This is a genomic window from Mesobacillus subterraneus (assembly GCF_020524355.2).
In the GTDB taxonomy this organism is placed as follows: domain Bacteria; phylum Bacillota; class Bacilli; order Bacillales; family Cytobacillaceae; genus Mesobacillus; species Mesobacillus subterraneus_C.
On record NZ_CP129019.1, the window covers coordinates 3,671,025 to 3,697,579 of the forward strand.

Sequence of the window (26,555 nt, forward strand, 5' to 3'; positions counted from 1 at the left end):
TGATTGGTACCCTTATGGAGGGGCAGTTGCTTGCATAAGGATATCTTTCCGCTTGAACGGTACCCTTATGGAGGGGCAGTTGATTGCATAAGGATATCTTTCCGCTTGAACGGTACCCTTATGGAGGGGGAGTTGCTTGCATAAGGATATCTTTCCGCTTGAACGGTACCCTTATAGAGGAGAAGTTGATTGCATAAGGATATCTTTCCGCTTGAACGGTACCCTTATAGAGGAGAAGTTGATTGCATAAGGATATCTTTCCGCTTGAACGGTACCCTTATGGAGGGGGAGTTGCTTGCATAAGGATATCTTTCCGCTTGAACGATACCCTTATGGAGGGGGAGTTGCTTGCATAAGGATATCTTTCCGCTTGAACGGTACCCTTATAGAGGAGAAGTTGATTGCATAAGGATATCTTTCCGCTTGAACGATACCCTTATAGAGCTGAAGTTGCTTGGGATTTTTCCACTTGTCATTCCTTATTTTAACAAAAAGCGCAAGCGCCTCGTTCAGCCCCGACAAGCGCTGGAGGGCCTGACAGTGAAGTCGTTCTTTGACTTCATTGGCAGGAACGAAGCGTCTCGAGGGGCTAGGCGCTGGAGCTGGATTAAGAAAACTACATGTAGTTATCCACATTTAATAAATTTTTATTATTTCCTAAGCAAGCAACAAAAAAGCACAGGGTTCAACGTCCCTGTGCTTTCATCTCTCTATAGTGCGGATACTTTATTTCTGCCTGTTCGTTTGGATTTATACAAGGTGTCGTCTGCTTGTTTGATGAATTCTTCTAAGCATTGGGTTGTCTCTAGATAGGTTGAAGCTCCAAGAGAAATAGTGATATTGATTTCCTTGCCATTTGGTAAGGAGAATCGATGATTTTCCACTATCCCCCTGAGTCGTTCTGCGATTTCCAGCGCTCGAGAATAGGAACAATTCTTTAATAACAGTGAAAATTCTTCACCACCATTTCTCGAGACAATATCGCTCGGGCGTGAGCAGCTGATTAACAGTCCTCCCAATTGCCTTAACACTTCATCTCCGGCCTGATGACCATACGTATCATTGACCTTTTTGAAGTGGTCGATATCTATCATAAGCAAGGATAATCTTTCATTAAGCTCCTGGGCACTTTCTATACTCTCATTTAATGAAGAATCAAACTGTCGGACATTATTTAATCCAGTAAGGAAGTCTGTTGCTGACTGAGTTTTCAGCTGCATAAACAATTGGTTGGATTGAACGATATATCCTGTCAAAAAATACACCAACATTCCTGCTATTGTTGTAATAACCCAATAGTTAACCAAAAGTTGATACACTTGATTTGTAAAACCCATTAAATACAAAAGTCCTATTGAGATCGTGAGTAAGCTAATCAATCCCATCACGGTCCACTTTAAAAAACCCGAGCCGTTTAACCTTTTTTCGACAAGTGAGGCAAAAGCTCCGATTGAAAACATAATCAACATAGTGACGAGAAATGTTTCCGTACTAATATCAAAAAAGACTAATCTGTTTATATTAATGATAGTGGCAGCTAAAATAGCAGAAACGAACCCGCCATAAAAAGCAGACAACAGGATCGCAATATGACGCAAGTCCATCATAATTACGGGAGTAATCTGGATACTAAAAGCCATTAACACAGACCCTAGTATTCCCGCCAATGCACCAAGTTTTAACTTTTGAACAGTTGTATCTACATTAGGATTGCTTTTAAATAAACTTCCGCCTATAAACAAAAATGTGATAACAAAACTAGCATGGATAAAAAAATCTTTCAGCAACGTAATACCACCTAAAACGTGAATTTCGACTTCCTTATATAGAATACGAGATTAAGCACAATTTTACTATAAGTTTCCGTAATTTTCCTAACATAGTTGAATGCTTTTATAAAATCAATGTGATTGGAAAAGCGGTTCTGAGAGAGCAAAACTACTTTTCATTTGTGATGACTTATTTTACTGCACTGGGTATAATTAATTCATAGACAAAGAGGTGAAATGAAATGGAAGGTATATTGAATAAAATCTTAAGTCGTCTGGATTCCATGGACAAGCGCTTTGATGCTGTTGATGCACGTTTCGATTCTGTTGATGCACGTTTCAATGCTGTTGATGCGCGGTTCGATGCTGTTGATGCACGTTTCGATGCTGTTGATCAACGCTTTGAAGCTGTTAATCAACGCTTTGAAGATGTTGATCAACGTCTTGATACTATGGATAATCGCTTAGAAAACTTAGAGAACGGCCAACAATCTTTGCAATCAGAACAGAGTGAGATGCGGAAAGAAGTTGCTTTTTATTATGGCAGTTTAATGAAGAAACTTGATGAAACGAAATTAGAGCTTTCAAGTGAGATTAAGCATGTGTCCAATGTCCAAAAACAGCATCAGGATGTTTTAGAGATACTGAATGAAAAACAGCAGTAAGATTTTTTAAGCCCCTCTCTTAAATATCCTTCACACAATTACTTCTTGGGTCCTCGATTTCCCCATAATCCCTTTATGTATCCAAAACTAAAAAGTGCCTGTCCACAGATGCAATATTAATCCGGGGTCAGGCACTTTTTTTGTCTTTACTCCAATCCTTGAATCACTAACTCTTTCACTGGCAAGAAGGTTTCGCCGGTATCCATGAATTTTAGATTGAGCTGGTCGCCTTCTTTTACATAAATCGCCAGTGGATTCGTTTCTGATGAAATGATGTAGTTCTTTTTGTTATCCAGCAGGATGGAAACGATCGTGAAGTCACCTGTTTTTTCTTTGTAGACGCGCAACACGGTTCCGCTCGTTTGCTTTTCCTCTGCCTTCGAACTGCCATCGACCGTCCCGCCGCCATGCTGCAGGGCGGTTTTATATTTTTTCAATGCTTCATTAGGCGTATTGCCATACACCGAAATTTCCGGGTTTGCTGCTGATACGATGAAGTAATTCTGCAGGAAGCCATTCGAATCTAAAACAGGTGTCAGCCAGCTTGCTTCTCCGTAGAAATTGTAAAGAATCGGCATTTCACCATGCCACTTTTTCTCGATGAACTTCTTTTCAATAATCTGCAAAGCACCTTCTGAATCCATATAGGACTCTTCAAGATTGCCAGTATAGAAGGTCGCTTTCCCAGTTCTTGCGTTCGTCAAAGCATACCCGAGCATGGAGTCGACCCCTTCTTTCGGGCTGGTAAAATCGGTGAAATAATACATCTCGCCATTTTCATCGAAGATCGGGCTAACCTGCGCTTCGGTTCCTTCATCTGAAGGCAACTTAATATCTGTCTTGCCAAATACACTGTTCCAATAACCATGAATGTAATTCCCGTAATAGCTGTTTTGCAGACTGACTGCTTCTGGTGAAACAGCACCGTCAATAAATTCAGGTACATCCTTTAAAGCATACGCCTTTGTTTTCCCTGAATCTGGAGCAACGACCACAACGCCTGTCACATTAAAACCATTGCGGGCTGAGATGAACTCACCGAAGGTCCTAATATAAAAAGGTTTGCCTTCATCATCGATCTCCAGCTGCGTGTCTCCGTAGAAAATCGCCTCTGGATACTGCAAACGGATATGACGTTCTACATTACTATTGAAGAACGAAGAAGGTGTATAAACCATGTCTGATTTCTTGAATTTTGGATTTGCTGATGAATCCGTGGCACTGATTGTAAAATAACCCGGTGTGGACTTACCATTCCACCATTTAAAGAAGCCTGAGAATTCAACTGGAGCAATATAGACAAACTCTCCATTGACCTTCTGGATTTGCAGATTCCCAAGCTCATAATAACTTGTATTTGGGACCTGTCCGAACGCTTTTTTCATCTTATTGCGCGCAAAATGCGGAGGAACACTCGCCGGTGTTTCTTTTTCATCAAAAGTCGGGATTTCCATCTTCTCCGTCATTTTCGCAGACTCATATTTTTCCTCTGCGTTAAAAAGAAAAGCGATGATGAAATACACGCCCAGAAGCAAAGTTAGCAAAAACAAGCTCCCTTTTATCATTCTTTCCTTGCCAGCCGCAAAAAACGCTCCAGCAAACGTGATCACAATCGCGAACGGCCACAAAGACGAAAGATTTCGATCTAAGTTAAACGCATAATAAAACGCAAAAGTCCCTATTGTAAAAAGAACAATTGCACCGATCAAAAAGGCAGATGTCATTTTCCTGTCCTTCTCCACCCCTTTAGAAAAAGGAGTAAGAATCAGAGCAGAAGCCAATCCAGCCAAAATTGAAAATAATAGTATATTTCCCATATAAAATCCCCTTATCGATTTGTCCTTAGTATATACGAATCAAATGCCGTAAAGTTTCATGGGGACGCTCCATCGGAAAATGGTAAAAACTGTTTAAATGTGCAATTAATGATCTTTACAGTGCAATTCCAGGCTGTTTTTACGCAATTAATGCTTGAATTGGTGCAATTATTAAGTATTATTGCGCAATTAACCTAGTTTCTTAAGAGAATAATTTTTCCAATCCAAAAAAAGCACAGGGTACGTATGTCCCGTGCTTTTTGTTAAGCTCATGGCTGGCATTTAAAGCGATTCAAGGATCACTTTCTTGGAGTGCACCACCGAAAGGATAGCGAAAATGGAATACAAAGCGGTGTAGAGTCCCATGACGATTAGCATCGACCACCATAGTTCTGTACCGAAGAAGAACCAGCCGGATTTGACGGCGAAGTAGCTGTGCAGCAGCCCGATCGCTAGCGGGATGCCAAAGTTGAACGCTTGCTTTGCCTGGATTCCTTTCAGCAAGTCACCCTGAGTGAAGCCCAGTTTTCGTAAAATCGTATAATTCGGTTTTTCATCTTCTGTCTGGTCCATCTGCTTGAAATAGAGAATGCAACCTGATGTGACAAGAAAAGTCAGTCCAAGAAAACCGACAATGAACATCGTAAGCCCCATTTGTTTCTTTTGGGTATTTTCACTGTCGAGGCGGGATTCGTTCACATCCACTTCATTGTACTTATTTTCATTGAACAGGTCATTCGCTTTCTCCAGGTCATTTTCATCTTGAATGTTAATTCCGATATACAATGAAGAACCTCTTTGAATGGTAGGATCCGCATCCTTCTTCAGCTTCTCGAAAACAGTCTCATCCACCACGGCTACCGGTGAGCCCCCGAAATACCGCGACACTGGATATTCCTTATCCATTCCAAGATAGTGCAGCGGAATGGCGTGATTTTTCCCGATGATTTCAATCGGCCCTGAGTCCTTCATGGAAATGAATCTCATCATGATATCGTTGTAGCCTGTCATATAGGCTTCGTCCTTACTTACTTTCCTCTGCCCTTCAGACTTCTCGCTAATGACTGAAACACCCATGGACCGCGGGTCCTGTGTGTATCCCTCCATTTTCATGCCAATGATGTCTTCTGCATTCATGACCGCCTGAAGTACCTCAATCCTTTTTTCCGTAAAATCGATATCCTTCGACTTCAAATTCTTCATAAAATCCTCAGCAGAGTTCTCATTCACAAAGGCAAAGTGATCAGGAACATTATTTTCCGCAATCTGCTCTGCAGAATAATAGGAGATATAGCTTAGCGACAACAATCCGATCGCCAATGCCGATACTGTTGTGATAATCGTCAACAGCAGCGCATTCGACTTCATCCTGAACATGATTGAGGATAGTGAAAGCACCTCGTTGATATTCAAATAACCATCCTTCTTTTTCCGGATGACGTTGGCAATAAAACTGACCGATCCCTTGTAAAAAAGATAGGTTCCGAAAATGACTGAAGCTAAAATGAAAACCATGGCCTAAAAGAGTTCGTTCATCGACGTGAAATCGCCTTCGAACAGCTTGGAGGACACAAAATAGCCGGTCCCAATCAGCAGAATGCCGAGGACACCAATCAACATCTCCCAGAAAGAGATTTTCTTTACCCGGCCTTCCGTTTTTGATACCACCCTGAATAAAGACAGGATGCTTTGCCTTTTTATAAAAATATAGTTCAGCACCAGCAGCAGTACGTAGATCAGTGAAAAAACAATCAGAGTCTGCCACAGAGCTGTGCTGGAAAAATAAAGCGTCGCAACCCCGTCAACCTGGGTGATTCTAAAAAGGATCATCATGATCAGCTTGGAGACCGAGAACCCGAGGAATACGCCTGCCACCAGGGAACCGTAGTACAGCAGAAAGTTCTCGACACTCAGGATGCGGAAAATCTTGCCCTTTGTCATCCCAACAAGCTGAAATAATCCGATCTCCTTACTTCTTCTCTTGATAAAAATTCGATTAGCGTACGTCAGAAAAATCGCGACGATGCCGACAAGCAGGACAGATGCAGCCTTGATCGCGGCTGCCCCTTTAATCGACCCCTTTGCTTCATCCATCGACGGATCATATTGAAGAGTGACGAATGCGAAATAAAGCGCGACACTGAACATCAGCGCAAACACATACAAGTAGTAATTTTTCAGATTCTTTTTCAAATTGCGGAGGATGAGTTGATTAACGCTCATGGTGCACACCGCCCAATACGCTCTGGGTTTTCATGATGTCCTTGAAAAATTCCTGTCTCGACTGGTCGCCTTTATTCAATTCTGTGTAAATCAGGCCATCCTTGATAAAAATAACCCGGCCGCAATAGCTTGCCGCAACCGGATCATGAGTGACCATCAGGATCGTCGCCTGCCGCTTTTGATTCAAATCACTCAGTTTGTTCAACAAGTCTGACGCCGACTTCGAATCAAGCGCACCCGTCGGTTCATCGGCAAAAATGATGCTCGGGTCATGGATAAAAGCGCGTGCAGCCGACGTCCGCTGCTTTTGCCCGCCGGAAATTTCATTTGGATACTTATCCTTCAGCTCTAAAATCCCCAGTTCACCGGCAATCTTCTCGAACCTTTGATTCGCTTCTTTCCTTGGCGTCTTGCTGACCGAGAGTGGCAAAAGGATATTTTCCTTCACCGTCAGCGTATCGAGCAAATTGTAATCCTGGAACAAGAAGCCCAAATGCTGCTTGCGGAATTCGGCGAGCTGCTTTTCCTTCATCCCGGTAATGTCTTTCCCTTCAATTTTGATCGAGCCATTGGATACCCGGTCAATCGAGGATAGGACATTCAGCAGCGTCGTTTTTCCCGAGCCAGAGGCACCCATGATGCTCACGAACTCCCCTTGCAAAATCTTCAGATCCAGACCTTTTAACACTTCTTGTTTATTAAATTTATTCCCATATGTTTTATGAAGTTTGGCAGCTTCCAGTAAAATCATATCCGCACATCCTTTCTTTGATACATTCATTATAAAATCCTGGCTCTATACCTTCCTTCGATTCAGGTAACAAATGGGGAAAGGCATGTGACATTTTTGTCACATGCCTGTTATTTGAACAAATTCATTTCTTTTCGGGAAGGTAATGGTAAAAGTGCTTCCCTCACCTGGTGCGGATATGACATCAATCCTGATTTTCAGCGAATCCGCTGCTTTCCTTGCCAGGTATAAGCCCATTCCGGTTGCCGCATGATCCTGGTGATAAGCAGTGGACGTAAACCCTTTTTCAAAAATGCGGTGCAGATCCCTGGAATCAATCCCTCTTCCCTCATCGGCAATATCGAGGATGATCTGACCATCCCTTTGTGCACTTCTAATCTGAATATCAGATGCGTCACTGTATTTCACAGCATTCGTCAGCAGCTGCCGCAGGATAAACGCAAGCCATTTCGCATCCGTCATTACTTCGTTGCACTCCAGATCGATATCAAAGCCAATCCCTTTTTGGATGCACCACGACTGCAGGGTTTTGACCTCACCGAAAATCACACTCTCCAGGTCGGTCTGCTCGATATACAAGTCATTCTCCATGAATGGGATCCGTTTCTGATGCAGCTGCTGGTCCAATAAAAGATGGATGCGCAGCCATTCATACGTCATTTCCTTTTTCAGTGCCTGATCCTCAAGCCGATCAACCATTAACCTTAAAGCCGTCAGCGGTGTTTTCACTTCATGAATCCAGGAAAGCAGTTCATCCCTCTCCTGATCCAGCCTCCGCTCATTCTCGGAAACGGCTTTTTTCAGCGCCTCAAAATGATGGGTGATGCTCTCCGCTACCGTCCCTTCAAACGGACTGAGGTGTTCCCTGTCTGAAAAATCCAGGAGATTCTCCGCTTCTTCCAGTTCCTGATAAAATTTCATTTCTTTCTGGTAACGAATAAGGATAAAAATCACAAATATTAGAGCTGACAGAAAAACATAGTAAAGAGCCGACCCAATTGATACAGCGGAATCTAAAAAAGCAATGAATACGAGCAGAAACTGGAGCAGCAAGAATAACAGAATCCAGCTTGCCCGTTCCTTTAGATAGGTAATGAACATCAGGCATGTCCCTCATCAACGGCCATGTATCCCTGTCCTATCTTCGTTTCAATTTTACTGCCCAAACCAATCTCATCCAGCTTTTTCCGCAACCGATTGACGTTGACCGTCAGCGTATTGTCGCTGATGAACCGCTTATCATCCCAAAGGCTGTTCATCACTTCATCACGGCTGACAATCTTGTTTTTCTGATCGATCAGCAGCTTTAAAATGAAGATTTCATTCTTGGTCAAATCAATTCGGCCCATCTCATTTTCAACCGTATTTTTATCATAATCAATCGTCGCCCCGCACCACGTCTTCAACTGGTTCTGAGTCGCATTATAATTATAAGCACGGCGCAGGATCGCATGGATTTTCGCAATCAGCACCTCAAAGTGGAACGGCTTTTGTACAAAATCATCCGCACCAAGCTGCATCGACATGACCATGTCCGTAGGATGGTCCCGTGATGACAGGAAAATAATCGGGACATTCGAATGCGACCGGATCATCCGGCACCAATGAAACCCATCAAACTTCGGCAGCTGGATATCAATGATCACCAAGTCAGGCTTCACCCTCGTAAAATCACCCATCACATCCCCAAAATCCGTCACTCCGTACACCTCATATGACCACTGAGTCAAACGCTCCCGAATCTCATGGAACAAAGACGCATCATCCTCAATCAGCAAAAGCCTCAACACTATAACCACCACACTTCCACTTCTATCTTCTTTATTTTAAAGGAAGTATTTTCTATATACCAGAGTTAGTATGGAGGTGAGAGATAGAGAGAAAGTAGGAGCGGGGGTTGTAGTAAGCCTCAGGTCCTAGCACAATTTCAATCCTAAGCGCGTCGATTAAAGTCTTCACCTTCATTAAAATGGAACATAAGTCATAATTACATGAGATGAAGGGGTATTTAAAATTGTTCACACATAAAGAAAATCACAACCTTGCAATGGAATTGACCATGCACATAGCCGTCAGTGTTCTGTCACTATATTTATTGTTTGGATTATTGCCGACTGTACTGCCAGTATATAAATGGCTTTACTTAAGCGCTTTTATTATTGTTTTGTTAATGGATGGGTATTTCCTGGTTACGAAGCATCAAAACCTTCTGAAGGTCAATAGGATGGTCATCTTTTATTTGGGAGCAATTTTGCTTCTTGTGCTGGCAATCTTTTATATGACAAAAATGATTGTCCTTACTAATACCTACGGGTTTGAAGGATTGTTAAAAGAGCAGCAAAATACAGCTAAATTTATTTTCTTTTTTATCAGCTTTGCCCAACCAATCCTCCTTCCGATCCCTGAAGCTGTTACCGTTCCAGGTGCAAGTGCCGTACTGGGGTCTGCAACTGCTGTAGCAATTGCGTTCCTTGGAACAATGCTCGGTATAACTGTTATGTTTTTTGTCGCCAGATATGGGGGAAGGAAATTCATTTCAAAATTCATCAAGGAAGAGCAGCTAGAAAAATACCAAAATTATGTTTCTAAAAATGAAACATTGATTATGTTCCTATTATTCATCGTGCCAATCCTTCCAGATGAGATCATATGCGTAGGGGCAGGCATAGGGCAAGTATCCCCAAAGAAGTTTCTGCTGATTGCCTCAGTCTCAAAGTTTATCACCGCAACCTTACTGGCATACTCAGTACAATTAGCATCAGCGTTACCGATACCGAGTTCGCAATTAATAATTGGATTCTTAGCTTCTATTTTAATCTGTATTGGTATTTCGCTTTTAACAAGAAAAATACTTAACAAGGAGCGGGGGTTGTAATATGAAACAGAAGCTAGATCGAGATGGGTCAGCACTCATTGTCTCAAGATCCCTGATCCCATAAGCATAGGAGAAGCACGGGGGACGTGATATGCTCCCCTTTAGGTAGACAGATTAAAAAATAAAAATCTGTCTACCTAAAGGGGAGTATTTATTATGTCAAAAAGGACATATTCATTCCAAGATAAAATCAAGATTGTAGAGGCGTTAAAAAAGGGTAGCCATTCTATTTCAGAGCTGAAGTTTATATACAAAGTAAATGATCATGCAATTTATGATTGGGTCTACAGGTATGAAAAATACGGAGCAGAAGGATTAAAGAAGTCTTCTACCTGGAAGAGGTATTCTAAGGAACTTAAGCTGGCGGCTGTACAGGACTATCTTAGTGGGGACTACTCTCAAAATGATGTTATCAGAAAGTATGAAATCTCATGTAGACGCGTCCTCCAGAAATGGATTAACAAGTATAATAGTCATAGAGAATTAAAGGACACTTCCAAAGGAAGGACAAACACTATGACTAGAAGAAACACTACCATAAATGAACGAAAAGAGATTGTGCTCTATTGCCTTGAGAACGGCAAGGATTATCAGAAGGCAGCTGAGACCTTTAAGGTCTCTTACCAACAAGCATATCAATGGGTTAAAAAGTATGAGGATGGCGGCGAAGAAGCCCTTCGGGATAAGCGAGGGAGGAAAAAGGAAGAAGTTGAACTCTCCCCAGAACAGAAGATGAAATTGGAGATGAAGAGGCTTGCGAGCGAAAATGAGCGATTACGCGCAGAGAACTTATTCCTAAAAAAGTTAGAGGAGATCGAAAGGAGGCGAAGATAAGCCAGATACGCCTTGAGGAGAAATATATCGCTATCAAGGAACTACACGAAGAAGAAGGATTCTCTTTCGTTATGCTTTGTGAAATTGCGGGGTTGGCCAGGTCTGCATATTATAAATGGCTGAAGCGAACACCTTCCAAGCGTGAATGTCAAAATGTGATGCTTGTAGAAGAAATGAAGGCTCTCCATGAGGAGGTTAAAGGAATCTACGGCTACCGCAGGATTACGATGACTTTGAATAGAAGGTTGAACAAGAGCTTCAATGAAAAGCGAATCTATAGGCTGATGAAGATTGTCGGCATTCAAAGCGTTATTCGGAAAAAGAAAAATCGCTATATAAAAAGTCAACCCCTCAACACGTCGCAGAAAACGTGTTAGACCGTAATTTCCAAGCCGAAAGTCCAAATGAGAAATGGGTAACTGATGTGACTGAGTTCAAGTATGGAGAAGCAAAAAAGGCTTATTTGAGTGCAATTAAAGACTTACATGATGGAGCCATCGTTAGTTACGTATTTGGACATTCCAACAACAATAAACTGGTATTTGATACGCTGGATCAGTACTACTACCTACTGAATGGTGACCGCCCACTTATACATAGCGACAGGGGCTTTCAGTATACCCATTTTGGATTTAAACAAAGAATAGATCAAGCACAGATGACTCAAAGTATGTCCCGAGTCGGAAGATGTATTGACAATGGTCCAATGGAATCCTTTTGGGGATCACTGAAAAGCGAGAAATATTACATGGAGAAATATAAGACCTTTGAAGAGCTTTCTGCGGCGATTGATGAGTACATATACTTTTATAATCATGAACGTTACCAAAAAAGATTAAACGGCCTTAGCCCCCTAGAATTCAGGGCTAAAGCCGCTTAGGCTGTTTTTATTATTTCCACTGTCTACTTGACGGGGAGCAGTTCAACGTCCCCCGTGCTTCTCCTGAAAAATCACTCAAAGAGATATTTCAGTCCCCACTGCCCGCGGATTTCGTCCATCAGTTTCATAATTTCTAGTGATTCATCCAACGGAACGACAGGGCTTTCTAAGAGACCTTGACTCAGGCATCTTCCGACTTCTTCTATTTCAAACGCATAACCAGCAGATTTTCTGTCATCATGGAATGACTCTACTTCCTCGCCATCCTTATGTAAGAATGCTGACTTTGCACTATGGAATGATGGAATTCGAATATATCCTTCCGTTCCATGTATATAAGCGTCGTTTGTTAGCCCAATCCTAAAGGCTCCGTTAAGGGTAGCAGTCTTTCCTGAAGGATAGGACATGAGAATGGAGAATTGTTCGTCCACACCCGTTTTACCAATATGGGCAGTGCTCACAATCTTCTCCGGTTTCGTTCCGAATATCATGGAGGCAAATGTTACCGGATAAATCCCTACATCCAGCAAAGCTCCTCCTCCAAGTTCTGGATTAAACAACCTCCCCTGAGGATCCCATGATGCCCGGAAACCAAAATCTGCTTTTACCAACAGGACCTCGCCAATTTCCCCGCTATCAATCCATTCTTTAACTTTAACAATCGGAGGCAGGAAACGTGTCCACATCGCCTCCATCAAGAAAAGCTTTTGATCTCTGGCAAACTGAATGATTTCTTCTAGTTCCCCGCTATTGATCGTAAAAGGCTTCTCGCAAAGCACAGCCTTACCAGCACGAAGACACGAGAATACATTGTCCTTATGGAAAGGGTGCGGCGTCGCAATATAAATGGCATCAACATCCGGATCCTGCACTAATTCCTCGTAGCTTCCGTAGGCACGGGAAACGCCATGCTCTTCTGCGAACTTTGCCGCGCTCTCTTTCGTACGTGACCCGACAGCAAGCTTTTCGGTATTTTTAGCAAAAGCCAAATCTCTCACGAAAGCACTTGCTATGCCACCTGTCCCTAAAATTCCCCATTTGATAATTTTTTCTTCCATCGATTATTCCTCTCCTTAATAAACGCTAGTCAGAACAAACCTTGTTAGTCCATTATACTATGATTAATGACTAGGAGATTGTCTCTCCGATGTATCTTCCTTACCTGAAAGCGTAGGGACGCACTTATTCCTCCATCTCCAGCTGAAATCCCTGACCTCTCAGCTTCTTTTCTAGCTGCTCTATATGTTCATGGTCCTTCGTTTCGACTGATAACTCTAGCTGAGCAAAGCCTGGATAGATATGCTTGCCAACCCGGTGAAGATTGACAGACTGGATGTTGGCATTCAGTTCAGTGACGGAGCTCAACACTCTTTGAAGTTCCCCCGGTTTATCTTTTAAAGTGATCGTAAATTGCGCATACCTGCCGGATTCAACCAGTCCACGTTCAATGATCCGGGATATAAAATTGACATCCACATTTCCCCCGCTTAAAACAGCGGCAATCTTCTTCCCACTAAGCTTCACCTTATCGTAAAGCAGTGCAGCAAGTGAGCTTGCACCGGATCCCTCAACGAGCAGCTTATTTCGCTCCAAGACAAGAAGCATGGTTCGCGCTATTTCCATCTCGTCCACACAGAAAATATCATCAACATAATTTCTTATGATTTCAAAAGTCTTTTGCCCAGGCTTCTGAACAGCAATTCCATCTGCCATCGTTGGGGCGGCTTCAACAGCAACAGGTTTGTTCTCTGTTAATGACTGTTTCATGCTCGGGCATGCAAGCGTCTGGACACCATAAACCTTAATGTCTGGATTTTTCTCCTTCACCGCCAATGCAACACCCGCAATAAGCCCTCCTCCGCCAACAGGACAGACAATCGCTTCGACATCCGGCAGCTGATCAAGTATTTCCAATCCTACTGTGCCTTGTCCGGCAATGACTGCCTCATCATCAAAGGCATGTATAAAAGTGGCGCCAACCTTGTCTTTAAGCTCCAATGCAAAGGCGAGAGCTTCATCAAAAACGGCACCCTCGAGTATGACTTCTGCTCCATATTGCCGTGTCGCCAGTACCTTGCTGAGAGGTGCACCTTTCGGCATGACAATTGTGCAACGAATGCCAAGCATCTGGCACGAATACGCCACGCCCTGAGCATGGTTCCCCGCTGATGCTGCCACAACCCCATTTTGCAGCATTTCAGGAGGCAAGGATATTAGTTTATTATAAGAACCCCTAACCTTGAAAGACCCTGTCTTTTGCAGGTTTTCAAGCTTCAAAAAGACTTCGTTATTAGAAAGAGTGCTAAACGTTTTAGAATAATCAAGAGGTGTCGTATGCACAATTCCCTTCATTTTTTCCCGCGCTAAAATGACATCATCCAAATTCATTGAGAAGCCTCCTGATTTCCAACCATTTTCTATTTATGTTGCTCAGGGAGAGGAAAAGTATGTAAAAGAGAGACAGTCGGGGCTCCTACTGCCTCCAAAATTATAGGAAGCCTATCCTCAATTATAATGCCGTGTCCAAGGAAGACTAACATATATGCAAATAAGACAGCGAGATGGTTTCCCTGTCTTTTTTTAGGTTTATGCCGCACAAGAAGTCCCTGCATCTCACGCTTCCCCACTGATTGGAAGCACGGTCGAGTCTTTGATTTCCCTTAAAGCAAGACTTGTCTGGATTTTGGTGATTCCCAGCTCATTCAGTCCCCTGATAAACATCTCCAGTCCTTTGCGATCTTTGCAGGCCACTTTTAACAGATAATCGTACTCTCCTGTCAGGCAATGGCACTCCAAAACCTCTTCCATTGCTTCGAGGGTCTCTTCCAACGACTCCAGCTTTTCCGCCTGATGCATATTTGTACTCATAAAAACAAAGCACAGCAAATCAAAGCCGAGCTTCTCATGATTCAAGATCGCGACCTGCTTTTTGATGTACCCTTCACCTTCCAGCCTCTTGATTCTGGCGTGAACAGCCGGAGCAGATAAATTCACTCGCTTCGAAAGTTCCAGATTGCTTAACTGAGCATCGTTTTGCAGCAAATCCAGGATTTTAATATCCACATTGTCCAAAACCTTGCTGACAATAGATTCCACGATTTCTCCCCCTTTTAAAAAATTCACAATACAAGCGAAAAAAGGACCTAATCTTGAATTATAAAAACTATAATCCTATTATACTTTTATTTATTTCGAATTAATCCAATTATACAAAATTATCTTTTGTCATTTCAGGAAAATGTTAAAATAATTCATATAACGTAAGTCATTGTGCACAATGGCTCTGATCAAAGGAGCCAAATGACGTGAAATATTATTTACTCTTACTTTTAACGAGTTTTCTTTGGGGCGGAAATTTTATCGTGGGGAAGACGCTTGTCGACCATGCTTCTCCGATCACCTTGACCATTTTAAGATGGGCCATCGCGATCATCTGCCTGATCCTGCTTGTCTGGTGGAAAGAAAAAAAGCTGATCCCGCCAAAAGCCTCCATTCTGCCACTGTTTATAATGGGAGTTACCGGAGTCGCCTTATTTCAGGCACTGCAATTCATGGCACTTGAAAAGACTTCGGCAACGAACGTTGGCTTGATCTCAACATTGAATATGTTTTCGATTGCGGCATTCTCTTTCTTTTTTCTGAAAGAAAAAATCAATAAACTTCAATTCCTTACGATGATTCTCTCCCTATTTGGTGTTCTGCTCGTCCTTTCAAAAGGGAATATGAATGTATTATTTTCCTTGCAGTTCAACAAAGGAGACCTGTATATGATGGCAGCTGTGGGAATGTGGGGGATATATTCGGTCAGCAGCAAGTGGGCAATGGCGACCGTCACACCGATGATGTCCATCCTCTACTCCGGTATTTTCGGCCTATTCGTTTTGCTGCCTTTTTCCATCAAAGATTTCACGGTGACAAACTTGAATTCCTCTTTTATGCAAGGCATTTTATACACTGGCCTTGTCTCGACCGTGCTCTGTATGGTTCTCTGGAATATCGGAGTCAATAAACTGGGGCCAAGCACTTCCGGGTTGTTCCTTAATTTCAATCCGATCTTTACCGCCGTCCTGGCCTTTGCTTTTTTAGGAGAGAACATGACCTGGATCCAGGCCGCTGGCAGCGTTATCGTTATTGCAGGCTGCTTTTTATTTACGCTTCTGAAAAACAAGACTGTCAGATTTATGATCCCGTTTCCTGCCCGTATTTTAGCCGGTAAAGAACGCAAAGCTCAAAAAGTGCCTGTTCCTCGATGAACAGGCACTCTATAACTCATGCTCCCATAACCCAAGCATTCCTTTTGCCGGAATGAAGCGGTCCAGCATCTTCACCTTCCCAGACATATCCTCCCACTTTATAAACACAAGGGAAAAATCATTATCCTTCCATCCTCCAACACTGCCCATGTCTTTTTGTTCTCCATCACTTCCAAACAATTAACAAGCTGGCAGACAGCAACGATGACGCCGGTTGGAAGTTCATCAGTCTTGGACCCATTGTTTTCACAGCAGCTGAGACAGTTCAGCCGCCCAACAATTTACAAAACAAAAAAAATGCACCGTGTTCCAGAAGATAGTCAAAAAGACAGCGAAACGGTATCGCTGCCTTTCATTTTACGATATAGAGGATTTAAGAACACTCTTCATGTTCCGCCTTCCTAATCCACTACAATATAAGTAGCTTAACGCATGTCCGACGTCCTAATCCACCACAATATAAGTAGCTTAACGCATGTCCGACGTCCTAATCCACCACAATATAAGTAGCTTAACGCATGTCCGACGTCCTAATCCACCACAATATAAGTAGCTTTAACAGGTCCGTGAACACCGACGATCAAGTTCATCTCGATATCGGCGCTGTTGCTTGGGCCGGTGATGAAGCTGACGTATGATGGGACGTCTTCGCCATTGGCCTGGGCCTGGTGGATATGTCTCGCTGCCTGAGTCATCCGCGGCACGAGTGTACTTTTCGGGATGATGGCAATGAATGTCCGCGGCAGCAAGCTGATCGAGCGGCCATTGTCTTTCGTATTGAACGATGTCACTGTGCCAGACTCGGCAAGCGTGATGTCACTGAACACGATGCCAACATCGGCGCGTTCAGCAATCTGTTGATTTTTTTTGCCCTGTGCCGAATCCCACACATGGACGTCCAGCTGCTCCTTCTGCTCTTCAAAAAACTCAGTGACTCCATACTCCTGATAACGCGGATCTTTGGAAGTGATGATTAACTTGCCTTCATAATCCTCCAGCGTTTCGTTCAACACCTTGGTCAGCCCGTCACGGTCTGTCCGTTTAAAAGTGGTATGGATGACTTTGCAATGTTTTTCAAGTACATCTACTAATTCGTCCTGGCTCATGCCATGGAACACTTCATCCTGTGGGGTGACACTCCACTGAGGGCGCTCCACTCCTGCTGTCCGGCGCTCCCGCCCAAGTCTGGACGCCAGCTTATCTAAAAAGGCTTCTCGGTTTTGGATGCTCATTTGGATTCACCGTCTTTCTGTCTTTGCTTGAACCACGAACGGAACGATTGTCCCTGCGGCGCATAAAAATCACGAACTTCCGTCCAGGCTTTTAATGGTCCAGGTCCATTTTCAATCATTCCCTCTTTTGTCCATGGACCAAGTGCTGGTTTCGCCATTTTCGCACTCATATTATAAATCGACGGGTTAGAAGCCCATGCCGCAAAACCTTTCATCATCATCTTTTCAGCCATCGGGGCTTTCTTTTCTTTTTCCACAATGATTTGGCGATGACGAACTAGATGCTCATGCAATGGAATCTTAACCGGACAAGCTTCGGTACAAGCCGCACACAATGTCGATGCATAAGGAAGCTCTTTATGATCGTCGTAACCTTCTAAGAGTGGCGTGATGACCGCTCCGATTGGGCCTGGATAGATCGAGTTGTATGCATGTCCGCCGATATGACGATAAACAGGGCATGCATTGATGCAAGCCGCACAACGAATGCAATGCAAGGCGGATTGGAATTCCGTTCCAAGAATTTTAGAGCGGCCATTGTCGACGACAACCAAATGGAATTCTTCCGGTCCATCAACTTCTTCATCAAGACGTGTTCCGGTAAGCGCAGTGATATAACTAGTTAACTTCTGGCCAACCGCAGCGCGCGTCAATAGGCTGACAAGGACCTCCATCTCTTCCCATGTCGGCACGATGCGCTCCATGCCCATAACTGTAATCACGGTATCCGGAAGAGCAGTCACCATTTCAGCGTTTCCTTCATTTGTGACCAGCGTGATTGACCCGGACTCTGCAATCGCAAAGTTACAGCCGGTCACACCGACATCCGCAGCTAAAAAGTCCTGGCGCAGCTGCTCTCGAGCAAATGCAGCCAGTTCTTCCGGCGTATCAGAACCGGTATAGCCTTTTTTCTTCGCAAACGTCTCGCGGATTTGCTGCTTGTTTTTATGCAGCGCAGGTGTCACGATATGCGATGGCGGATCCTCATCCAGCTGCAGGATCCATTCGCCAAGATCGGATTCAACCACTTCAGCGCCGACTTCCTCAAGTGCCTTATTCAAACCGATTTCCTCGGTTACCATCGATTTCGCTTTGACGACTTTTTTCGCGTTCTTCTTCTGAATGATGGTTTTCACATACTGATTGGCTTCTTCCGCTGTCTCAGCAAAAAACACATGGCCGCCGCGTCTTGACACCTGCTCGCTTAATTGCTGCAGATAGTAATCGAGGTTTTCCAGCGTATGGGTACGGATTTCTTCCCCCAAATTGCGCCAGTCCTCCCAGTTGCCGAGCTCCTCAGCCTGTGTGAGCCGGCCAGTCCGGAATCTTCCTTGCGCGGAGGGAAACAGCCTGCCGCATAAAATCATCTTTTATTCCTTTTTGGATACGCTCTTTATAAGGAATCTCACCAATTTTGATGCTCATCTTTTTTCCCTCCGTTTCTTAGTGAGTATTTAATATTTCCGTGATGTGAATGATTTTTACCTTCTTGCCTTCACGCTCCAAGCGTCCGCCGATATTCATCAAGCAGCCCATATCCGCACCAACCAAGTATTCAGCTTGTGTTTCTGCCACATGGCGGGATTTTTCACTTACCATTTCCTGTGAGATCACCGGGTTTTTCACGGCAAACGTTCCGCCGAATCCACAGCAGTCCTCTTCCCATGGCAAGTCAACCAGTTCAACACCTTTGACATTGTGCAACAAGATTTTCGGCTGTTCTTTTACACCAAGAAGGCGCTTCATATGGCAGGAGGAATGGAAAGTCACTCTTCCTTTAAAAGTCGAGCCCAAATCAGTGATGCCCATTACGTCGACAAGGAATTCCGTAATTTCGTAACACTTAGCAGCGAAGACTTTCGCCTCTTCTCCCCACTCCGGGTCACCGGCAAAGATATGTGGATATTCCTTCAGCATGCTCACGCAGGAACCTGATGGTCCAACGACATATTCCGAATGACGAAAAGCCTTCATCATTTGTTTCATCGCAGCTTTCGCTTCTTCTAAATACCCGCTGTTATAGGCAGGCTGTCCGCAGCATGTCTGCTCCATCGGATAATCCACAACACACCCAACCCTCTCAAGGATCTCAAGTGTATTTTTTGCCACATCCGCAAAGAGAATATCACTTAGGCACGTACTAAATAATGAAACCTTCATGTTTGTTCACCTCATGTAAAAGTCGTCCGACGCCGCCCGAATTATTCAATGTATTTAAAAAGTCGGTCCTGGACATTTTGCAAATGCATTAGCATGGCTTGGCGCGCTTCGTTTGGCTGTCGGTTTTTAATTGCTTCAAAGATCCGTCGATGCTCGGAATGCAGACCATCGACGATGTTATCCGAATACAAGAGCACCTTCCGGGTTTCCTGAATCGTTTGCGAATTCAGCGCTGAGACGCTGCTCATCAGATTAATCAACAATTTATTATGTGTCGCATTCGCAATCGCCACGTGGAAATCAAGGTCCGCTTGCGAAGCGAGCTCTTCATTTCCATTGGCATGTTCCATCACGATCAACGCTTTTTCCATATCAAGCAAATCTTCTTCTTCGTGCACAGCAGCTGCTTGAGCCGCCGTGCCAATTTCTAAAATCTTACGTACTTCGTATAGTTCCTTTACGTCTTCAAGCTTCATTAAGAAAGCGCTGGTAACCGGCAATTGGAATTTCGACGGATCAAAGGTATTAACAAATGTCCCTTCACCCTGGCGCATTTTCACCAGACCCATCGTCCGCAAGCCACTTAATGCTTCCCTGATTGTGGAGCTCCCAACGTCGAAGCTCTTCGCCAGCTTTTCGACGGAATCTAATTTATCACCTGGTTTTAATTCACCAGTCTTAATTAACTCAATTATTGAATCAGCAACTTGTTCATAAACCCTTTTTGTTTGCACTCGCTTATATGGCATATCCTTCATCTCCCATCTGCTCCTTAGTATTATACAGAGAATTTAACTCTCCGAAAGATAGTGGGACCTTTTGGCAGCTTAAAGCTAAAGCAAGTTTAAGAAAATAAAACCAGATACTCCGGCAAGAATTCCATAAACAATCGCAGGCGCTAATGTTTTCCGGATGATTTCTCCTTCTTTACCGGAAACCCCAACCACCGCACTCGCCGCGACGACATTATGAACACAAATCATGTTTCCTGCAGCTGCCCCAATGAGCTGGACGGCCAACACGATATTCGACTCAAGGCCAACGGCATCCGCAACATTGTACTGAATGGGCGAAAATGTTAGCGTAGATACGGTGGCACTTCCCGTAATGAACGCTCCTAACTCACCAAGGAACGGGGCAACGAAGATCCATACTGAACCCAACGAGCCAGCAAAGGACTCCGCAATATACTGTGGCATACTGATTAGTTCATTGAGATTCATTCCCGAGTTAACAAATACTTGAACCATAGAAAGTGTCGCAATCAAGGCAATCGATGTCATTTTCATCGTCGATAACGACTCTTTCGACGCATTGGTAAAAGTCTGGTACGATTTTCGCTGGAACAAGAACGCTAAAACTGCCGCAGCAGTAAGGATCGTTCCTGGAGAGTATAAGAATTCCCAGGCCGATGTCACGCCCTCCACCCCTAAAATATTGCTCCAGGTAAAATCAATTGTTGTCCTCGTGAACTCTTTGAGTGCTGGAACAATCCGTGTGAGCAGCAATAAAAGCACAACAACGACATATGGCGACCAGGCTGTCACTATGCTCATTTTTGACTTTTCCGTTGAAACGACAAAATCTTTTCGCATCGCAGCTTTCCATTCAGTCTTCGGAAGCAAGAAGCCTTTTTTCGCTGTCAATGTCGCTACCGCCAAAGTGATGAGTGCAGCAAGAATCGATACAAACTCATGCCCGAAAAGGGTAGCTATCAATAACGCACTGCCTGTATAGATAAAGCCAACCATCAGTGTCCACGGCAGCATCGGCAACGCATCTTTGATACCGCTTCCAAAGAAGACCGTTAAGACGACCATTAAAATGAACGGAATGAACGAACCCGCTAGTAAATCAAGACTTGTCACTGTAACGGCAATATCATGGAAAAACGGAGTGTCAGCACCCGGAATATTGCTCAGCCCGACTGCCACTGGTGTTCCGACCGCTCCAAACATAACCGCGGTACTGTCCGCAATCAAGGCAATCGTCGCAGCCGCAATTGGCTGGAACCCAAGAGCCAGCATTAACGGTCCGGTAACCATTGCCGGCGTTCCAAACCCTGCAGCACCTTCAATTAGTGAACCAAATAAAAAGGCAACAATAATGACCTGCACTCGCATGTCACCAGAAATGCTTTGAAATCCCTGGTTAATCCTAACGACCGCTCCCGTATTTCGAAGCGTGTTCAACAACACCAGTGCACCAAATAAAATCCAAAGAATAGTCAGCGTTTTATGTACCCCTTGAAAAACTGACGCCAATACCACTTGTCCTTCCATCCCCCAAGTAGTAAGCGCTAACAAAATGACGATCAGTGAACTCAAGGCCATCCCCTTGGCCGCCGGCATCCGCATGATCACAAGAAATAAAAACGGAGCAATAATAGCACTTAACGCAATCAGCAATAACATTTAATCCCTTCCCCCTAGTTGCTCAAAAGCTTGATAGTTTCGTAGTTTTTAAAACAGTTTGTTTACCCTTCGACATAAATCTGGTCATCAGATGACCTCATTATTTTTTCATACTTTATTCAAGAATTCAATAACAAAAATCACAAATGAGCAAAAGGATGTGGTAATAGTGCAAATAAGAATAACCCCAAATCCAAAGTTTTTGGCAAGGAGCAGTAGTCTTTTCAACACTAAAATTCCGAATAAACAAAAGGCATCCCGAGGGATACCGTATTCTTATATTGACCTTCAAACCTGTCACAATAACCAGGGTTTCTTGACAACTTTACCCTCTTCCCCCTCAAACTTGTCACAATAACAGGGGGTTCTTGACAGCTTTACTCTCTTCTCCACCAAACCTGTCACAATAACGGGGGTTTCTTGACAGCTTTGTCCTCTTCCCCCTCAAACCTGTCACAATAACAGGGGGTTCTTGACAGCTTTACTCTCTTTTCCACCAAACCTGTCACAATAACAGGGGTTTCTTGACAGCTTTACTCTCTTTTCCACCAAACCTGTAACAATAACGGGGTTTTCTTGACAACTTTACCCTCTTCCCCCTCAAACCTGTCACAATAACAGGGGTTTCTTGACAGCTTTGGCCTCTTCCACCTCTAACCTGTCACAATAACAGGGGTTTCTTGACAGCTTTACTCTCTTCTCCACCAAACCTGTCACAATAACGGGGTTTTCTTGACAACTTTACCCTCTTCCCCCTCAAACCTGTCACAATAACAGGGGTTTCTTGACAGCTTTACTCTCTTTTCCACCAAACCTGTCACAATAACAGGGGTTTCTTGACAGCTTTGGCTTCTTCCCCCCTCAAACCTGTCATAATTACAACGGATTCTTGACAGCTTTACCCTCTTCTCCCTCAAACCTGTCACAATAACAGGGGTTTCTTGACAGCTTTGGCATCTTCTCCTTCAAACCTGTCATAATTACAACGGATTCTTGACAGCTTTACCCTCTTCTCCCTCAAACCTGTCACAATAACAGGGGTTTCTTGACAGCTTTGGCCTCTTCCCCCTCTAACCTGTCACAATAACAGGGGTTTCTTGACAACTTTACCCTCTTCCCCCTCAAACTTGTCACAATAACAGGGGTTTCTTGACAGCTTTACTCTCTTCTCCACCAAACCTGTCACAATAACGGGGTTTTCTTGACAGCTTTGGCCTCTTCCCCCTCAAACTTGTCACAATAACAGGGGTTTCTTGACAGCTTTACTCTCTTTTCCACCAAACCTGTCACAATAACAGGGGTTTCTTGACAGCTTTACCCTCTTCTCCCTCAAACCTGTCACAATAACAGGGGTTTCTTGACAGCTTTGGCATCTTCTCCTTCAAACCTGTCATAATTACAACGGATTCTTGACAGCTTTACCCTCTTCCCCCTCAAACCTGTCACAATACCAGGGTTTTCTTGACAGCTTTGGCTTCTTCCCCCCTCAAACCTGTCATAATTACAACGGTTTCTTGACAGCTTTACTCTCTTCTCCCTCAAACCTGTCACAATAACAGGGTTTTCTTGACAGCTTTGGCCTCTTCTCCATCAAACCTGTCACGACTACGAATTCCAATCCCTTAACCTCGTCATCTTAAATTTTCAGGAATCCCCCGTGCTCGCTGAGGTGACAGCTTCTGATAACGAGCCGAATATCCTTTCGTAATTTTCGGCTCCTGCTGTTTTCATTTAGCTTTTCTATCATTTAATTCTGCTTCAGGAACCTCCAGGAAGTTTCAACCCGTCTCCTGCTCGCTCCTTAGTTGTGTATAAATCTGCTGATAGGCTGATGCCTCATTGACCATGCCTTTTTGCTGATACATTTTGCACAGCTGCCTAACCGGAGCTGGGTCTGCCGGTTTGAGTTCCATTTCCCAATAGAAACATTCGATTGCTTGATCATATTGATTGAAATCTGCGTAAAATTGCCCCAATTCCATCATTCTGTCGGGATTCTCCAAAAGAGCGGTCATTTCATTGATTTTGCGAATGATGATAGAATGTGGAAAGTTTTTCTGAATGGGCTTCAGTTTTTCACAGACTACTTTCAGGTCATGCTCCTCCATTAGCTTTGCTGTCAGCTGCAGAATTCTTTGTTCAAATTGCCTCGGGTCATTTTCCTGTGCGACTTGCTGATGAAGCAGCAGAAACTCTTCCAGGTGAGAAACCACAAATTCAGCATCAACCTGCTTCCAAATTTCATTAAGGAGCAGATGATACTCTTCAGGCAATTCCTCAATGAAAGGGAATAAGTATACAGCCGCTTTCTCATATTGCCTGTTCCTCATCAATCCTTCTATGAAAGTCCGAGCTTCCGGTACCCATTTAAACGGATTTATTTTTGCATAGGATAGGACTTGAATCCAATTTTCAAGAGGGAGATACTTCAAGGCCAGCTGTGTTTGGCCCTTAACGGACTCACAAGTAAGATTCCTTTTGTCATCGAGCCAAAGCAGCAGCCCTTCTGCGAACCGTTCTTCGTTTTTCAATATTTTTTCGAGCATATGATAGTGTTCGCTGTTGGTTCGATTCATAAAGCAAAGGAACTCTGCAAACAAGGGGTCCTTCTTTTGGATTACCGATAGAGATGAAGTAGTGTAGAAATTCGAATATGAGCTGTATTCCCGGGAATGGAGGAGATCACTGATTTTTTCCAGTGAGGGAGATAGGTCGGATAATAGATGGATCGATTGATAGGCCTTGGAAAAACTGCCGTTTCTTCTGTAGTGGAAGAAGATGTGTTCGATTGGTTTGGAGAACTGTTCTGTTGTGAAAAATGAATCGAGCGCTGCGGCCATACATGGTATTTCCAGAAGAGAATAATTGCGCTGGAGATGATTGAAGAGCTTGTTTTTAGCTGGTATCGTTAAAGCTGTCGCGGGAATGAGCACAGGCAGAAGCGGGTGCTGTTGATCCAAGACGATCCCCTCATTCAGCACTTTATCAAGAAACGAGCCTTTTTCAACATTGTCGAGTTGATCACCATAAATAAGGGCATTTTTGTAGAAAATCAAATAGTATCTTTCGGCTGATTCAGTCTGAACCTCTGCGGCTATGAATCTGGCGAAGGTCGCTGCCCGCACAACTTCTCCATTTATCATTGCCCTATTAGATTTAAACGATATTTTTGTCGGCATTATTAGTTCATTTTTCATGAAACGTTGAGCCTCCTAATGAATCGTATATTGTTTTCTATAGTTTAATTATACGGTACCCTTTTAAAAAAAGCGACGACACTTGAAGGATGAACTGTGCACCCCGCTTAAATCACATTGCTGCCATCAGCGGAACAAACATTGAATGTATTCAACAATATCTTGCAATTGCAGAACAAAAAGCGCAAGCGCTTCGTTCAGCCCCGACAAGCGTTGGAGGGCCTGACAGTGAAGCCGCTCTTTGACTTCATTGGCAGGACCGAAACCGAAATGTATAGCCGACTGCCCAGAAACGCAGAAACTGGAGACTCCGACAAAGAAGCGCTATTTGCTTCTGCCGGCGGAGTTGAAGTTTCGGAGTTTCTAGGAGGCGACACTAAACTAGCGTCTCGAGGAGTTAGGAGCCGCAGCCAGACAAGCGTCTCTAGGGGCTAGTCCCTGGAGCTGGATTAAGAAAATATCCTGGTTAACAATAAAAAAAGCATCCCGAAGGATACCTATTTATATAGTTTAAGCGGTTCAATGTTGATTTTTAAGACGACGGTTGCGGGATCATGAACCATATTTATTTTATCCACAACATATTCTTTCTTGTATATCGTGACCGTATTACTGGCCCTCAAAGCTGAGACATAGTGCTCCCAGTGCTTTACATTGGCACTTAAGAGACACTTGTCTTTCAGATAATAATCCACTCTGTTAGGAACTCGGTTCAATTCTACACCCCCCTTTTAATAGAGTCTATGAATCATATTATCTAATAATGACAAGCTGATTACCGTTTGATCGGCTAAAAAAAAATCCACCTTTTTATACAAGATGGACTTTCGTTTGTCTGATATAAATCAATTCATCCTACAATCCACCACGGTTTGGCGAATTTTTTTGATCTCCCTCCATGTAATCCATGCCGTTTTCAACTGCTTCCAGTCCATGATATGTTTGACTGATCTCCAGTAACTCTTCGTTTTGAACATTGTTGATCTTTTGGTCATCCAAACGTTTTTGCTTATGGTCTCGCATCAGGTTCCCTCCAAAGTTTATTCAGTATTTTTCACCTGGAGGCATTTTCTTATTCGTGCCCAGAAATCTCTTCAAAAAAAAGAAACACAGGTCTCAATGCCCTTATATACACTTCCAACATTTACCGATTTCATTACCAACTTTTTAAAGATTGATAGTATAATTTATATATAAACATTTACAGCTAAATTGTAATTAGTGGAGGAGAAAGATGATGAATGATGATTTTTTTGTTGGTTGGGGCACCCTGGCATTAATTAATGCTGGACTTGCACAAGGTAAAAACAGGACCGGCTTGAATTGGTTTTTGCTTTCTCTTTTTCTAGGACCTTTAGCCACAGTAATTTTATTATTTACAGAAAAAAGAGAAGATAGCGAGGTATAGTTAACCTGAAAAATCATCAACAAACAAGTCCATAGCCGGTGTTAATGGGGGAAGCGGGGCAATGTTCATATCTACTT

The 26,555-nt window shown here is 43.5% G+C and carries 21 protein-coding genes and 3 pseudogenes; 6 read left to right on the forward strand and 18 right to left on the reverse strand.

The window, feature by feature from the left end; translation table 11 throughout:
• Window positions 1-710: 710 nt before the first annotated feature.
• On the reverse strand, window positions 711-1,787 hold the full coding sequence (locus LC048_RS19110) for a GGDEF domain-containing protein (RefSeq protein ID WP_226607719.1): 1,077 nt from the start codon (window positions 1,785-1,787) through the stop codon (window positions 711-713).
• A 224-nt stretch (window positions 1,788-2,011) separates the two neighbouring features.
• On the opposite strand from LC048_RS19110, the gene LC048_RS19115 reads away from it, so the two are divergent.
• Window positions 2,012-2,434, forward strand: coding sequence for a hypothetical protein (locus LC048_RS19115; RefSeq protein WP_226607722.1), 423 nt, complete (start codon window positions 2,012-2,014; stop codon window positions 2,432-2,434).
• 146 nt (window positions 2,435-2,580) lie between these two features.
• On the opposite strand, the gene LC048_RS19120 is transcribed toward LC048_RS19115, so the two are convergent.
• The 5 genes and pseudogenes from LC048_RS19120 to LC048_RS19140 form a co-directional block, all read right to left on the reverse strand.
• Window positions 2,581-4,251 carry a hypothetical protein gene (locus LC048_RS19120; RefSeq protein ID WP_226607725.1) on the reverse strand — a complete coding sequence of 557 codons (1,671 nt, stop codon included), beginning with the start codon at window positions 4,249-4,251 and terminating at the stop codon, window positions 2,581-2,583.
• A 282-nt stretch (window positions 4,252-4,533) separates the two neighbouring features.
• Window positions 4,534-6,474, reverse strand: a pseudogene (locus LC048_RS19125) (ABC transporter permease).
• A complete protein-coding gene (locus LC048_RS19130; RefSeq protein WP_226607730.1) occupies window positions 6,464-7,225 on the reverse strand; it encodes an ABC transporter ATP-binding protein in 762 nt (253 codons plus the stop codon). Before LC048_RS19130 ends, LC048_RS19125 begins: the two are co-directional and overlap by 11 nt.
• A gap of 99 nt (window positions 7,226-7,324) precedes the next feature.
• On the reverse strand, window positions 7,325-8,326 hold the full coding sequence (locus tag LC048_RS19135; RefSeq protein ID WP_226607733.1) for a sensor histidine kinase: 1,002 nt from the start codon (window positions 8,324-8,326) through the stop codon (window positions 7,325-7,327).
• A complete protein-coding gene (locus LC048_RS19140; protein WP_226607742.1) occupies window positions 8,326-9,015 on the reverse strand; it encodes a response regulator transcription factor in 690 nt (229 codons plus the stop codon). The genes LC048_RS19135 and LC048_RS19140 overlap by 1 nt, the downstream gene beginning before the upstream one ends.
• Window positions 9,016-9,239: 224 nt before the next feature.
• On the opposite strand from LC048_RS19140, the gene LC048_RS19145 reads away from it, so the two are divergent.
• Together LC048_RS19145 and LC048_RS19150 are read left to right on the forward strand one after the other, a co-directional pair.
• On the forward strand, window positions 9,240-10,100 hold the full coding sequence (locus tag LC048_RS19145) for a TVP38/TMEM64 family protein (RefSeq protein ID WP_226607736.1): 861 nt from the start codon (window positions 9,240-9,242) through the stop codon (window positions 10,098-10,100).
• Window positions 10,101-10,256: 156 nt separating this feature from the next.
• Window positions 10,257-11,814, forward strand: a pseudogene (locus tag LC048_RS19150) (IS3 family transposase).
• A 71-nt stretch (window positions 11,815-11,885) separates the two neighbouring features.
• On the opposite strand, the gene LC048_RS19155 reads toward LC048_RS19150, so the two are convergent.
• From LC048_RS19155 to LC048_RS19165, 3 genes are all read right to left on the reverse strand, one after another.
• Window positions 11,886-12,872, reverse strand: coding sequence for a Gfo/Idh/MocA family protein (locus tag LC048_RS19155; protein WP_226606283.1), 987 nt, complete (start codon window positions 12,870-12,872; stop codon window positions 11,886-11,888).
• A 124-nt stretch (window positions 12,873-12,996) separates the two neighbouring features.
• Window positions 12,997-14,202, reverse strand: coding sequence for a threonine ammonia-lyase (gene ilvA, locus LC048_RS19160; RefSeq protein ID WP_226606280.1), 1,206 nt, complete (start codon window positions 14,200-14,202; stop codon window positions 12,997-12,999).
• 225 nt (window positions 14,203-14,427) lie between these two features.
• Window positions 14,428-14,910 carry an Lrp/AsnC family transcriptional regulator gene (locus LC048_RS19165; RefSeq protein WP_226606278.1) on the reverse strand — a complete coding sequence of 161 codons (483 nt, stop codon included), beginning with the start codon at window positions 14,908-14,910 and terminating at the stop codon, window positions 14,428-14,430.
• 209 nt (window positions 14,911-15,119) lie between these two features.
• Here LC048_RS19165 and LC048_RS19170 point away from each other — a divergent pair, with 209 nt between their 5' ends.
• Window positions 15,120-16,067: a DMT family transporter gene (locus LC048_RS19170; RefSeq protein WP_226606276.1), complete on the forward strand. Its 948-nt coding sequence runs from the start codon at window positions 15,120-15,122 to the stop codon at window positions 16,065-16,067.
• Window positions 16,068-16,076: 9 nt separating this feature from the next.
• Here the strand turns inward: LC048_RS19170 and LC048_RS19175 are convergent, their stop codons facing one another.
• The 7 genes and pseudogenes from LC048_RS19175 to LC048_RS19205 all read right to left on the reverse strand — a co-directional run bounded on the left by LC048_RS19175 (window position 16,077) and on the right by LC048_RS19205 (window position 25,070).
• Window positions 16,077-16,217 carry a hypothetical protein gene (locus tag LC048_RS19175; RefSeq protein ID WP_226606274.1) on the reverse strand — a complete coding sequence of 47 codons (141 nt, stop codon included), beginning with the start codon at window positions 16,215-16,217 and terminating at the stop codon, window positions 16,077-16,079.
• A 380-nt stretch (window positions 16,218-16,597) separates the two neighbouring features.
• Window positions 16,598-17,299 carry a LutC/YkgG family protein gene (locus tag LC048_RS19180; protein WP_226606272.1) on the reverse strand — a complete coding sequence of 234 codons (702 nt, stop codon included), beginning with the start codon at window positions 17,297-17,299 and terminating at the stop codon, window positions 16,598-16,600.
• A pseudogene (locus LC048_RS19185) lies at window positions 17,296-18,724 on the reverse strand (LutB/LldF family L-lactate oxidation iron-sulfur protein). Before LC048_RS19185 ends, LC048_RS19180 begins: the two are co-directional and overlap by 4 nt.
• A gap of 18 nt (window positions 18,725-18,742) precedes the next feature.
• Window positions 18,743-19,459, reverse strand: a complete 717-nt coding sequence (locus LC048_RS19190; RefSeq protein ID WP_226606268.1) for a (Fe-S)-binding protein — start codon at window positions 19,457-19,459, stop codon at window positions 18,743-18,745.
• A 41-nt stretch (window positions 19,460-19,500) separates the two neighbouring features.
• Entirely contained in the window at window positions 19,501-20,208 is a 708-nt protein-coding gene (locus LC048_RS19195) for a FadR/GntR family transcriptional regulator (protein ID WP_226606266.1), read from the reverse strand.
• Between the two features lie 84 nt (window positions 20,209-20,292).
• A complete protein-coding gene (locus LC048_RS19200; RefSeq protein ID WP_226606254.1) occupies window positions 20,293-21,873 on the reverse strand; it encodes an L-lactate permease in 1,581 nt (526 codons plus the stop codon).
• A 1,778-nt stretch (window positions 21,874-23,651) separates the two neighbouring features.
• A complete protein-coding gene (locus tag LC048_RS19205) occupies window positions 23,652-25,070 on the reverse strand; it encodes a tetratricopeptide repeat protein (protein WP_306048494.1) in 1,419 nt (472 codons plus the stop codon).
• Window positions 25,071-25,298: 228 nt separating this feature from the next.
• On the opposite strand from LC048_RS19205, the gene LC048_RS19210 reads away from it, so the two are divergent.
• Window positions 25,299-25,505 carry a hypothetical protein gene (locus tag LC048_RS19210; protein WP_226606248.1) on the forward strand — a complete coding sequence of 69 codons (207 nt, stop codon included), beginning with the start codon at window positions 25,299-25,301 and terminating at the stop codon, window positions 25,503-25,505.
• A 62-nt stretch (window positions 25,506-25,567) separates the two neighbouring features.
• Here LC048_RS19210 and LC048_RS19215 read toward each other — a convergent pair whose 3' ends face one another.
• Both LC048_RS19215 and LC048_RS19220 read right to left on the reverse strand, forming a co-directional pair.
• Complete coding sequence (locus LC048_RS19215) at window positions 25,568-25,786, reverse strand: hypothetical protein (protein ID WP_226606246.1); 219 nt, start codon at window positions 25,784-25,786, stop codon at window positions 25,568-25,570.
• A 139-nt stretch (window positions 25,787-25,925) separates the two neighbouring features.
• On the reverse strand, window positions 25,926-26,093 hold the full coding sequence (locus LC048_RS19220) for a hypothetical protein (protein WP_226606243.1): 168 nt from the start codon (window positions 26,091-26,093) through the stop codon (window positions 25,926-25,928).
• A gap of 211 nt (window positions 26,094-26,304) precedes the next feature.
• On the opposite strand from LC048_RS19220, the gene LC048_RS19225 reads away from it, so the two are divergent.
• On the forward strand, window positions 26,305-26,478 hold the full coding sequence (locus LC048_RS19225; protein WP_226606296.1) for a hypothetical protein: 174 nt from the start codon (window positions 26,305-26,307) through the stop codon (window positions 26,476-26,478).
• The last annotated feature ends 77 nt before the right edge of the window (window positions 26,479-26,555 follow it).